The sequence below is a fragment of the Arenibacter algicola genome, from assembly GCF_018860365.1.
Taxonomy (GTDB): domain Bacteria; phylum Bacteroidota; class Bacteroidia; order Flavobacteriales; family Flavobacteriaceae; genus Arenibacter; species Arenibacter algicola_B.
Genome location: NZ_JAHKPO010000007.1, coordinates 60,616 through 73,095, shown reverse-complemented (window position 1 = coordinate 73,095; position 12,480 = coordinate 60,616). Strand labels below are relative to the sequence as shown.

General features: G+C 40.6%; 7 protein-coding genes. All 7 read right to left on the bottom strand.

Annotated elements, in window-relative coordinates; all coding sequences use genetic code 11:
- Positions 1-51: 51 nt before the first annotated feature.
- The 7 genes from KO529_RS07150 to KO529_RS07120 all read right to left on the bottom strand — a co-directional run bounded on the left by KO529_RS07150 (position 52) and on the right by KO529_RS07120 (position 12,476).
- Complete coding sequence (locus tag KO529_RS07150; RefSeq protein WP_215947239.1) at positions 52-2,577, bottom strand: alkaline phosphatase D family protein; 2,526 nt, start codon at positions 2,575-2,577, stop codon at positions 52-54.
- Between the two features lie 13 nt (positions 2,578-2,590).
- Positions 2,591-4,261, bottom strand: a complete 1,671-nt coding sequence (locus KO529_RS07145; RefSeq protein WP_215947238.1) for a RagB/SusD family nutrient uptake outer membrane protein — start codon at positions 4,259-4,261, stop codon at positions 2,591-2,593.
- A 4-nt stretch (positions 4,262-4,265) separates the two neighbouring features.
- The gene (locus tag KO529_RS07140) at positions 4,266-7,655 is read right to left on the bottom strand and encodes a TonB-dependent receptor (protein WP_215947237.1); all 3,390 of its coding nucleotides are present in this window, start codon (positions 7,653-7,655) and stop codon (positions 4,266-4,268) included.
- A gap of 145 nt (positions 7,656-7,800) precedes the next feature.
- Complete coding sequence (locus KO529_RS07135) at positions 7,801-8,934, bottom strand: FecR family protein (RefSeq protein WP_215947236.1); 1,134 nt, start codon at positions 8,932-8,934, stop codon at positions 7,801-7,803.
- A 74-nt stretch (positions 8,935-9,008) separates the two neighbouring features.
- Entirely contained in the window at positions 9,009-9,614 is a 606-nt protein-coding gene (locus KO529_RS07130) for an RNA polymerase sigma-70 factor (protein ID WP_215947235.1), read from the bottom strand.
- A 165-nt stretch (positions 9,615-9,779) separates the two neighbouring features.
- Positions 9,780-11,306, bottom strand: a complete 1,527-nt coding sequence (locus KO529_RS07125; protein ID WP_215947234.1) for a sulfatase family protein — start codon at positions 11,304-11,306, stop codon at positions 9,780-9,782.
- An 18-nt stretch (positions 11,307-11,324) separates the two neighbouring features.
- A complete protein-coding gene (locus tag KO529_RS07120; RefSeq protein WP_215947233.1) occupies positions 11,325-12,476 on the bottom strand; it encodes a lactonase family protein in 1,152 nt (383 codons plus the stop codon).
- Between the last annotated feature and the right edge of the window lie 4 nt (positions 12,477-12,480).

Genomic DNA, 12,480 nt, shown 5'->3' with positions numbered 1-12,480 from the left:
CAACCCATATATTTTTGATTCGCACCTTTACTTATATTTTATTCAATTGCCCTAGACCTTCATAACCTCCTTTGGGTCCGTACTTATTGCAACCGATTTAATGACTTTTTCATTTTGCCCTTCCCCTATGATCAAGGTATATTTGGCCAAAGAGTATACTTCTGGCACAAATTCCTTTCCTTTAACCCTCAACGATTTTACCATTTCATTGGTCTCTTCATTAATAATCCTAACAACTTGGTTAGATTCCTTAAGCTGTAATCTAGGCAGGTAGCCCAAGGCCCTTCTGCCATCGTTGTCATCTTGGGCAATGGTCAATGGCCATCCCGGGTAGGTATTGTCTTCGGAATCCACATCAAGGTCTGCCAAAAATCGAATTGCTTCCATTTTTATAGTCCTTGCTCCGGTATCAAAAGTAATTATCCCAAAACCGGATGCCTTTTTCTGTGCTTTCAAATATCTGTTTTTCTCTAGGTCAAAATCATCTGTCGGATTCCCAACGGCATAGATATAATTAGTATTTCCAAATCCATCTCGATAGCTACCCGTATTGGGCAGCCCATGTGCTGGTCTATCCGTAAAAGGTACATTGACCGAATCTGGCTGTCCCCATCTTGGGTAACCCGTTGAAATGGCCGGGGTACAGAAGGTCCAGCCCCCATCCCGTACTTCATCAACACTATATTGTACCATAAAAGGCAGGTGCTGATCTCCGTTGATATGAAAAACAGAAGCTTTTCTAATGGTCCGTATTACCTCATCCCGTTTCGATTTTGGCCAACCTCCCGAGTCCAAATCACCAAATAAGAATTGCTTTTTGGGACCATGATGGGTACCTACATTGGAAAATAAAGTCTGACTTAACAGCACCTTCATATTCGCTCCCTGCCAATCTTCGATCCAGCCATTCAAAAACTCCATTTGTCGATTTCCAATGAAATCCAGGTCATTTGAATCAAGTTCTTCCGGTTTGGCCGGGGCAGTAAGATGATCTATCCTACCTTCCCCACTCCTAAGCATCTCTGGACCGGATTTAAATAATCTATCACTCACAATAGCGAAACTAACCTTCCCGTAAACCATTTGGGTAAACCAATTGGTAATCCCTGATGGTAAAGGTGATGGGTCATAAGGATCTGGAAGGTGACCACATTGGGTGCGAAAAACCACATTGACCATATTGGGTGTCTGCACAAGTCCGCCATGGGCATCCCTTACCTTTTCCCAAGCTTCAAATGAAATGCCTTCACCTCCTTCTCCCCAAAGATTGCCTTGATAAACATCGTGGTCATCGGGCGTGCAGATTGTAGGCCGGTCGCGCATAATATTTCCAAAAGCCCAACCAAACATATACCATTTTCCCAAATAGTTTAGAATTGCGCTGTCCTCTGGCTGTCTTTTTATAGGATATCCTCCATTGCCCTCGTACAATTGATCCCCCGAAAAATAAAGCATATCCGGGTTGGATTTTTCAAGATTCTCCACCAAGGGACGATATGGATATCCTGCCCATTCCTGACAGGTTAAACCTCCAAATCGCAGTGGCCGGTCATTTGGCTCTTGTCTTATAGCGCCTTTATAATAATGCTTTTCCTTGTCTATGGAATAGACCAAACGATAAGGTGTATCTTGGGCTGAATCCCAATTTTCTATTGAAAAAATAGTACTGTAGGATACAGGATCAATTTCGCCTTTTTCTTCCTTGACCCATTTACCCTTCTTAAAAAATTGAAGCTCCACCTTTTGTGAATCTCTGTTGCTTACAGGAGGTAGTTGCGCCGTTAATTTAAGCTTCCCTTTTGAAAGCGTGTACATGGCCCATAGGATAGGTCCAAAACTGTTATCGGGGACATATTCAACCTTTGTGCCATCAAGGGCAATTGACCGAGACCAGAAGGTACTCCCCTCCTTTTCGTTCATGTTCTGTTCCAAAGCCACCAGGCCTTCGATCTCTCCGGCGTGGCGATATGCCAATTCCGCTTTACGATCATCCTTGTCCACAGCGATCAAGGTACATTCGTAATCTCCATTTTTTGGTGACACCCCCAATTCCAGAGTAAAATCGCTAAAATTGAAATTTTCCGGAAGCTCAGCTTCTTTGTCGGCCACAAACAATTTGCCTTCCAAGGAAATACCTGTAGATAATCCTTCACCAAAATAACAGGCCGCTTTTACACTCTTTGGATCGGTAGCATCCTTTATTCCGGTAGAAAAACCGACACTCCCTTTGTCATTATTATTTTTTAAAATCCCAATTCTACTTTTAATGCGAAAATCTCCCATGTCCTTTTTAAGCACATAAGTCAATAGATGAAGACGGGCATTTCGCATAGTCCCTTTAAACTCCAGCCTTTTATTTCCAATTTCCCAATCTTCCATGGGAATACTCCAAAAATCCTTTCCAATCCAAACTCTCTCATTTAAATTTTCAAAATTAAAGGCAATGGATTTTCCAGAACTACTTTTTAGCTCATTATCCAACACACCACTTTGGGCGAATATATTGGAGAAAGGGTTGGCAATTATTGGAATTGCCAACCCTACTTTTTGAATAAAATTTCTTCTCTTTAAAACCATTTTAGCAATAGTATTAATTACCTAACTTAGGATTTACATTGATTTCCGATTCTGGAATCGGCCATACATCATCTACACCTTCCCGGAAATTCTTGGTGGTAACATACCACCTAGACTGTGGATCTATTTTTTTTGATGTGGTTGGATATAAGGTGGAGTTTGGGAATGGTGCACCCCAGAAATCTCCCACTAACACTTCATCTCCAATTCCCCATCTAAAGATATCCCACAAACGTTGCCCTTCCAAAGCCAACTCAATTCTTCGCTCGTTTCTTAATAGTGGTCTAAGAGCATCCGCATTGGTTTCCATAATAGCCGGCAACCCTACGGACTCCCTACCCCTAACGGCATTGATAGTTTCATCCAACAATTGTTGGGTAATGGCATTACCCGCTTCGAGTTCGGCCTCCAAATAGCTCAACAATACTTCGGCATACCTGATAATAGGAATATTGCCACCATAATCGGTCCTTAGGTTACCGCTGAACGACTCGTCAAAGAATTTTCTTAAACCATATCCTGTCCTGGTAGCCTGCTTGGAATAGGTCAATTGATCTACCGAACCAGTTGAATCCGGATTACAATCATAGGTCCTGCCAGCAAACGTAGCACCATCCCAAATAAAATTGTACCTAAATCTTGGATCCCTGTTTGCACCCATGTCGTTATAGTCAAATCTAGGGTCATCATAGGACAAAGGGGTACCATCATTAAAACCATAGGCATCGGCAAGACTACCCAAAGGGTTTACGATATGCCAGCCCGAAGCAACTGCCGGATAGGCGTGCTGGGGTAATGAATTACCTGCCTGACCACCAAAATATTGGGAACTAAAAATGTTTTCACTGCTATTTTCATTGGAAGGAATAAAAAGTGAGCTATAATCTGGATCAATAATATTATCGCCCATATCTATAATCTGTTTGTATGCTACAGAAGCTTCAGGAAATCTCTTCTCCCCGAGATACAATCTCCCTAAAAAAGCCAATGCTGCCTGTTTACTGGCCCTACCAGCTTCCCCTGCTTTTAAATCGCCGAATGCCGGAAGTGCTGCTGCAGCAGCCTTAAGCTCATTCTCAACAAATGTCACCAATTCCGTTTTAGAGGCCTTATCCACGTTATTGGCCTCATCAGGTGTTAAAGTAGCCGTAACTAAAGGAGCGCTACCCCAAAACTGTGATAGATAAAAATACTGTGTAGCCCTTAGAAACTGTACTTCGGCCTTCATTCTATCAATCTTAGCCTGTTCCATATCTACTTTTTCAATATTTTCCAGGAAATCATTGCAAATGGCGATACGCTTATAAGACCCTTGCCAATATCCGTTAACAACGTTGTTATTTGGTAGCAAAGTACCATTTGTCAATCGGTTCTGGGTGGAATTATCACCTCTTCGATCATAGGCGTTGTCCGTAGCAAATTCCATAAACACAATGCCACAATAGGTCCACCAATCCGAAGGCACAACCTGTGTACTATATTCCACGGCCCCTCTGTAGGCTCCTGTCAGCGCAATGTTGGCATTGGACTCCGAAGTCCAGAAATTATCGGCCGCAAAGGCGTTACTGGGAAATTGTTCCAATTCCTTATCGCAGGAAATTACTGTTCCCAAGGAGACAATTCCTAGAAGAAGTAATCCCAGAACCCTTGATTTAGATGAATGTTTGTTATATATTTTGATCATGATCTTAAAATTTTAGGTTTATACCAAAAGTGTAGGTAGTTAATATGGGATAATATGCTCCGCCCCCAGTTATTTCTGGGTCCCATCCCTTTCTATAGGAATTAAAGGAATGCAAATTCTCCGCGCCCAAATAACATCTTAAATTATCTATCCCTAGAATTTCATTGACCGCATCAGGAAAATTATATCCCATCTGAATATTCTTAATACGCAAATACCCAGAATTGATGACCCAAAAGTCCGATGTTTCCGTATTGGCCGATCCGCTATTGGTCAATACTTCCAGTCTAGGATAATCTGGATAACGGACTGGGCTGTCGGGATCGAACCTACCGTCCATTTGCCAAGTTTGAATATTCCCTAGATTAAAGAAAGCATAACCGGCATAACCGTCCAATTGGCCTTTTACCCCTGCCGTTCCTTGTAATAAAACGGATAGGTCGAAGTTTTTATAGTTAAAGCCTAGATTAGCTCCAAAAGTATATTTAGGGATACGGCTTCCCAAATAGGTCCGGTCATAAGTAGGATCTACCTTACCATCCGGAACCCCGTCCGGTCCACTGATATCCTTATATCTAAAATCACCTGCCTGTGCGGTAGGATTTACCGCTGACATATCTGGCCAGCTATCTACCTCACCATCATTTAAAAACACACCATCGGCTTTATAGCCGTAGTACATTTGCATGGGATAGCCTATAAACAAGTCGGAACCATTTCCTACAAACCCATTGGGCTGCTCTACATTACCAAGTCCCAAGGTAACAACCTCATTATTGATGATCGAAAAATTAGCGTTGATGGAATATCCAAAATCTCCAGCTTTTCCACGATGGCCCAAGTCAAATTCCCATCCCGTATTTTTAACTTCTCCGGTATTGGTCTCACTTATACCAACTCCTAAGACCGAGGATACACTTGCAGAAGGCTTAAATAGTACATCTGTTGTGTTTCTATTGAAATAGGTAGCATTAAAAGTTAGCTGTCCGTCAAAAAAACCGGATTCGATTCCTATGTCAATAGTTTCAGTGGATTCCCATTTAATATTGGCATCCTTATAATTGGCATATGCTGCCCCAGTTGCAAGTCCACCTCCCAAGGAATAATCCCTTCCTGAGGCCAAAACCGTTTGATAAGGATAATTACCTATATTTTGGTTTCCTAATATACCCCATGAAGCCTTTGCTTTTAAATTGGACATCCAAGATACCCCTTGCATAAAGTCTTCTTGGGAAATACGCCATCCCACAGCCGCAGAGGGAAAAAATGCATATTTATTATTCTCCGGAAAACGCGATGATCCGTCATACCGCATAGTAGCCTCAAAAAGATATTTTTGGTCTATACTGTATTTAAGACGGGAGAAAAAGGATTGCAAGGCCCATTCCGCGTCATAGCCCCCAGATTGCTGATTTTCGGCACTTCCAAGATCCATTACAGTATAGTCATTGCTCGCAAAATCTTGACGGTAACCATTGAAAAGGGATAGCTCTTCATTTTCAAAGGAATATCCAGCCAATAAGCTAAAATCGTGCGACCCAAATTCCTTGGAATACTCCCCGGTAAACTGCATGGTCTTAAAAATAGTTTTGTTGCTCTGTTGATTTAAATACGATTGACCTAAAAACACATCCTCATTAAGTCTTTGGGATCCCAGATAGGAGCGCTCCTCATAAAGCGTAAAATTATAACCTCCAATAGCGGAAAAGACCAAATCATCATTAGGCTTCCAGTCCAATTTTACATTTACCCCGACCCTAGTTGTAGGATTGGTCAAATAGGACTTGGAATCCAACCAAGCAACTGGAGTTCCTCCACTTTCCGGTCCTATTCCGTAATTGCCCTGGGAATCCCGGCCCAAGAAAGTTGCCGGATAACGCACTGCATTTTGAACAAGTTGATCTAAAAATCCACCTCCTTTATTTGCCGTGGCCTGTGGCTCTTTTCGTTCTTCCAAGGCTCCAAAAAATCTAGAGTTCAATTCAAATTTTTCGCCCAACTTATTATTGAGATTCATACGAAAGTTATAGCGGTTAAAGCTATTCTTAGGTACTATCCCCTGTTGATCCAAAATACCTGCAGATACATAGTACTTGTTGTTTTCATCACCACCATTTACGGTAAGGGTGTGGGAGGTCTGAATTCCATTTCTAGAAAACAGATCTTCCAAGAACCTTGTATTGGGATAATTATCAGGATCGTTTTGCGCCCTGTATCTGTCAATGTCATCAGCAGTAAAACTAGTACTCCCTGAAGCTATATTGTACATTTCCGCATACTCCCAAGAGTTGGCAAATTCGGGAAGTTCAGTGGCTTCGTTAACACCAATATAGCTATTGTAGCTAACTGAAAATTTCTTGTTACTGCCGCTTTTAGTAGTAATTAAAATTACCCCATTGGCAGATCTGGCACCATAGATAGCTGCCGAAGAAGCGTCCTTAAGAACGGAGATGGAAGCAATGTCGTCTGGATTAATATCATTCATGGTACCTGCTATGCCATCTATCAAAACAAGGGCATTGGCATCAGCTCCAAATGAACCAACTCCCCTAACGCGGATCTCCCCTCCACTTTGTCCGGGTCTTCCCGATCTTTGTATTACCGTAACTCCCGGCATCTGCCCCGTTATTGCTTGGGACGCCTGTGTTACAGGCCTATTTTCAATGTCCTTGGAAGATACTTGTGATATGGAGCCAATTACGTTGATCTTCTTCTGGGTTCCATAACCTACTACGACAACCTCATCCAATCCTGCCGCACTTTCTTGAAGGGTAATACTAAGGCTGGTTTGCCCATCTAAAGGTACTTCAATAGTGGAAAATCCAATATAGGAAACTACCAACGTGGCGTTGGCATCTGCTACCTCAATAGAAAAATTACCGTCAAAATCGGCTGTTACCCCATTCGTGGTTCCTTTTTCCACAATATTTGCCCCTGGCAATGGCGTCCCGGTATCGTCCACAACAGTACCTGAAATGGTAGGTTGCTGCAATCCCATTTCCTGCGTGCTACTTTGGTCAACATTATCTTCTTTAACCCCAGGTTTTAAGGCTATTTGTTTGTCCAAAACCTTATAAACAATATTGGTTCCCTTAAACACTTTCTCCAATATCTTGGCAATAGTTTCCCTTTTCACTTTTATGGAAACCATTCTTTCCAAATCCACTTCTTTGGTGTCCACAAAGAACTTAAATTCCGTCTGGGATTCAATTTCATTGAGAACGTCAAACACCTTAACATTGTTAAGATTCAAGTCTATTTTTGTGCTTTGGGAATAGGTACTTGCATTAACTTGAAAAAGTGCAACTAATAAAAATAGGGTTGTTAATTTCATTTTCAAATCGAATCGCCATGGACAACCATTACGATTCCGTGGTTTGTTAAATTTTTTCATAATTTAGTAATACGTTTGGTGGTTAATAAAAATTTTAATCACTTTAATCTGCCAGAAAATGTCGCAAGCATTTTCTGGTTTTTTTTTATAAAGTAGATTGTGTCCTAGACTCTAAAAATTCACTTCATATTTAATTGTTTTAAGATTAATTAATTACTATTTCATTTTGATCAATGATGTACTCAATAGAATAAATTTCATTTAAAGTTCGCAACACCTGGTCTATACTTTCAACATCAAAAACCGCATTATAGGTCTTCTCCTCCAGAATTTTATTATTGTTTTTAATAGAGACATTGTAGTGCCTTTCCAGTTTCTTTCTGATGATTTTAAATGGGGTATTTCTGAAGATCATTCTTCCTTCCACCCAGCTGGTATACATTTTTGTATCCACCTCTGTTATGGATGTTTCTTTTGATTTTTGATTCCATTCCCCTTTATATCCAGGTTCCAATAAAACTGTATTTGCCGAATTAAAATCGTTGTCCTTCCCGTGCAGTGCCACAGACCCCTCAATAAGGACGGTGCTGACATTTTCCTCCTCAGGATAGGAAGAAACATTGAATTTTGTTCCCAAAACCCTAACATTTAAATCATTTACATTTACTACAAAAGGATGGTCTGCATCTTTGGTGACATCAAAAAAGGCTTCCCCATGAAGAAATACTTCCCTTTTTGTACCTTCTATAAATTTTACTGGATATTTTATGGAACTACCTGCATTTAAATGTACTACTGTGCCATCGGACAAAATCAACTTAAAGGTTTTTCCATAGGGTATGGTCAATTCGTTGTAAATAGGTGCTGCAGAAACAACCTCATTGGCAACATCCTTATAGGATAAAACACTTCCCTGCTGCTTCCCAACCACCTTTCCGTTCTTGTCAAGTATGGCACTTTGCTCTTTCTCGGTTATTATCTGAATATTTCCATTGCCCAATTCCAAGGTAATGGCGTTCTTATCAATGACCGGCAGATCAGAACTTAATTTTTGTTGGGTAAAGAAATACCCTATGCCCACAACAAGTACCAAGATAGCGGCATACTTTATGAATCCTGAAAACCTAGGTTTCGACTTATTGTTGTCCAGTTTTGATTCCAGTTCCTGCCAAGCCATTTCGCAATCTTCATCGCTCTTTGCTTTAAAGGCCCAGGTTTTTTTGAATTGTATAAAAGCCTTTTTATTCGCGGGGGAATCGTCTATCCATTGAAAGATCAATGCGACTTCCTCTTCCGTGGCATTTCCTGAAAGATACTTAGAAATTAAATCGTAATCCATTAACTGGAATTTTGCGTTCCAATTAAGTACACCTTAGAAGTACTTTACCCTACATTGATTTTTAATTTTTTTTATCAAAAATGCAAAAAAGCATAAAAAAAAGTAATGATTACGTAGTTTGCAATTCTCAATTTAAGGAATTTCGTAGCCCGTGTTATGTTGGCTTCAACAGCTTTGATGGTAATTCCCAATTCTTGAGCAATCTCTTTATTCTTCTTATTTTCAAATCGCTTTTTCAAAAATACCTGCTTGCATTTGTCCGGTAATTCCTCAATTGACTTTTCAATAAGATTTTCCAATTCCGAAAAGGTTACGGAATCAAAATTCAAGGAGTTCAAAATTTCAGTATGCAAGTTGCTCTCCCTTTCCTGCAATTGTCTGGATTTGTACTTCCGTACAACCTTATGGTGCCTAATTAGGTTTAAACAATCCGTTTTTACAGACTGATACAAAAAGGATGGGATTCCATTAATTTTTTGCACTTTTTCCCGGTTCTCCCATAGCTTGATAAAAGCGTCTTGTGCAACGCTTCTAGCTTTGTCCTTATCCCCTATAAACTGAGTTCCAAACCCAACAATACTATTGTAATATTCTTTAAAATAATATTCGAAAGCACGGCGATCTCCTTCCCTAAATTGTAGGAAGCGAAAATCTGTCAAACTTAAATGCTCTTTCTCCATTATGAATTAAGAATTACATAAACTTAAACATGTTTAATTACCAATATATCAGCTAAATATACAAAATTTTATTAAATGTAAAATTTACATGTAAAATTTATTTTAATCGCAAGGTTTATGGATTAGGAGATGCTGACATATTTAATTGCCGAGTTTAGCATTAATTCATCCCTTTTTATTGGGCTGAGCTGTTTCCAAAATAATTTTTTCCATTTCCTTTTTGGAAGGGCGTGGACGTCGCCTAAATGAATTTGATTTACCTGTTTCCCTATCAAATTCATCCGGAGTCCTAAAAGCTGGCAAACTATCTTGTGTAAGTCGTCTAATTTTTTTCATTTCTGAACGCATGGCCTCCAAATTTTCCTGATAATCGGCGTTTCCAGCCAAATTATTGAGTTCGTATGGATCCTTGACCATATCATACAACTCTTCGTTTGGGCGTGGAATAATAAAGCAGGCCAATTGTGCTTCAGTGAGCTCTCCCTTTTCCTTCATTTTGAGCATATCGGTAAATGTGCCGCTGACAAAGGCATCCGCCGAAGGTGTATTTGGAAGGTCCGGATAAAAATTACGTATGTATTTTAACTTTTTTGTCCTTATGGCCCTAGTGTAATCCTCGTAGTCGTGCCAATGATCTTCGGCATAGACCATATCCCTTATTTTTGCTTCCGGATTGGTCAACAAATCGGAAAAATCCTGTCCTTCAAAGGAGGGAAGGCTTTCCAACCCAGCCAACTTTAGAAATGTAGGGGCAATATCCACAGCACTTACCAGGTTATTACAGACCGACTTAGGTTTTACTTTTTGGGGCCATTTTACTATCCATGGCGTTTTTATACCACCGTCGTACAGGGTTGTCTTGTCTCTTGGAAAAGGTCTCCCATTATCGCTAATAAAAAGAATCATGGTATTTTCGGAAATCCCTTGACTACCCAACTCCTCCACTACCTTACCGACATAGTCATCCAACCTTAAAATTTCATTATAATAGTACACAAAGTTTTTTCGCACATTTTCTGTATCCGGCATATATGGAGGTACAATCACATCTTCAATGGTCTGTGGATGCTCCACAATATTATCAGTATAGGGTCGGTGCGGATCAACAGCGGCCAGCCAAAGAAAAAAAGGTTTGTCTTTTGGCCGTGCCTGCAGCACGGGAACCCAATTTTCACAACCACTGCCGTCACCTTTTTGTTTGGCCTTAGTACCATCAGGTGCCAATTGAAAGCCAGAGGTACCTACATCATAGACCTCATCGAATCGATCCTTAATGGCATCCCCCATATGCCACTTGCCGGCCTGGGCTGTCCAGTAGCCAGAGGCTTTGAGCTTTTCCACGAAAGTTATCTTATCCGGTGTCAGGGGCCAATGTAATTGTTCTGCATTAGTATTATGGGGATAGAGTCCGGTAATAATACTTGTCCTACTAGGACTACATGAACTGGCCGTAAGATAGGCCTGATCAAAACGCATTCCCTCCTCAGCAAGTTTATCAATATTTGGGGTACGTATATTTGGATGGCCATAGGCCCCGCTATCGTCCCAGGCCATATCGTCAGCAATGATCAATACAATATTTGGGCGCTCCCCTTCTTCATTTTTAGTTTCTTTTTTTGAGGAGCAGGATAATGTAAATATTGATAATAGAAGGATTAAAAAGTTGGTCGATTTTGGTTTGTGGTTGGTCATAATAGATAGATTGTTTATCTAGAACTTTAAACATACAGGTTGTGAAATAGATATTTCATTTCCTGTAAATTCAAGGAGTCCTGTCTTATCATCAACTTTAAAAACTGTGATATTATCTGATTTCTGGTTGGCCACCAATAAAAATTTTCCATCGGGTGATAGGGTAAAATTTCGAGGCCAATCCCCTTGCACAGGTTCTATGGCCAGAGGTTTTAAATCTCCGCTATCAGATATCGAATAAATAGCTATACTATTATGCCCCCTATTGGAAGCATACAGGAATTTCCCATTGTTGCTAATATGTATATCGGCACAGGCATTTGGTCCTTGGTAATCCTCTGGGAGCGTACTCTTTTTATCGATTTTTGTAAAAACTCCGGTCTCTTCATCCACGGTGGCCGACACAACAGTACTGGACAGTTCATTGATAATAAACACCTTGTTATCCGTTGGGTGGAAAATAAGATGTCTGGGGCCATCTCCGGGATCCATTTGCAGCCCTACTTCCGCCTTACCCAATTTCCTTTCCGAATTTATTGGATACGTTAAAATCTGATCTATCCCTAGATCTACGGCATATAAAAATTTTCCGTTTTGGGAAAATTGTACACAGTGTGCATGGGCCGAATTTTGGTTGGGATGCGGACCACTTCCTGTATGTTGTATCTCTTGTGGTTCATCTAACATAACCCCCTTTTTGTCAATGGGATATAGTACGATACCTCCCGAACTATAATTTGCTGCAGCAAGAAGATTTTCATCGGAATTTACCCCAACATAACAGGCTCCATCCCCTATACTGGGAAGGTTGGCCACTCTGGTCAGGGCTGTTTTATCTTGGTTCCATTGGAATGCCGATACACTCCCCGGTTTTGTTCCGTTCGAAGAATAGACCCTCTCCCCATCTTTTGAAAGGTATAAATAGCCTGGCTTATTCTCTTTGGCTACATGCCGACTATTGGTAAGCTCCCCCGTTTCTGTATTAAAGTCGAGCTGATAAATGCCTTGATCATCCCCTTCGGCAAAAGTACCGACCAAGAGTTTTAGTCCCTCGTTTTGAATTTGTTGTTGTTGTCCGCTCGCCAAATTGGCTTTTTTGGGATGATCTTTACACCCGATCACTAGCCCCAATAGAATAATAATCATTAAATAATTTGAAGGTCGTTTCATGATA

Bases quoted from the DNA above. Each gene is read 5' to 3' on its own strand.
- KO529_RS07150 (WP_215947239.1), bottom strand. From the start codon at position 2,577: ATGGTTTTAAAGAGAAGAAATTTTATTCAAAAAGTAGGGTTGGCAATT.
- KO529_RS07145 (WP_215947238.1), bottom strand. From the start codon at position 4,261: ATGATCAAAATATATAACAAACATTCATCTAAATCAAGGGTTCTGGGA.
- KO529_RS07140 (WP_215947237.1), bottom strand. From the start codon at position 7,655: ATGAAAAAATTTAACAAACCACGGAATCGTAATGGTTGTCCATGGCGA.
- KO529_RS07135 (WP_215947236.1), bottom strand. From the start codon at position 8,934: ATGGATTACGATTTAATTTCTAAGTATCTTTCAGGAAATGCCACGGAA.
- KO529_RS07130 (WP_215947235.1), bottom strand. From the start codon at position 9,614: ATGGAGAAAGAGCATTTAAGTTTGACAGATTTTCGCTTCCTACAATTT.
- KO529_RS07125 (WP_215947234.1), bottom strand. From the start codon at position 11,306: ATGACCAACCACAAACCAAAATCGACCAACTTTTTAATCCTTCTATTA.
- KO529_RS07120 (WP_215947233.1), bottom strand. From the start codon at position 12,476: ATGAAACGACCTTCAAATTATTTAATGATTATTATTCTATTGGGGCTA.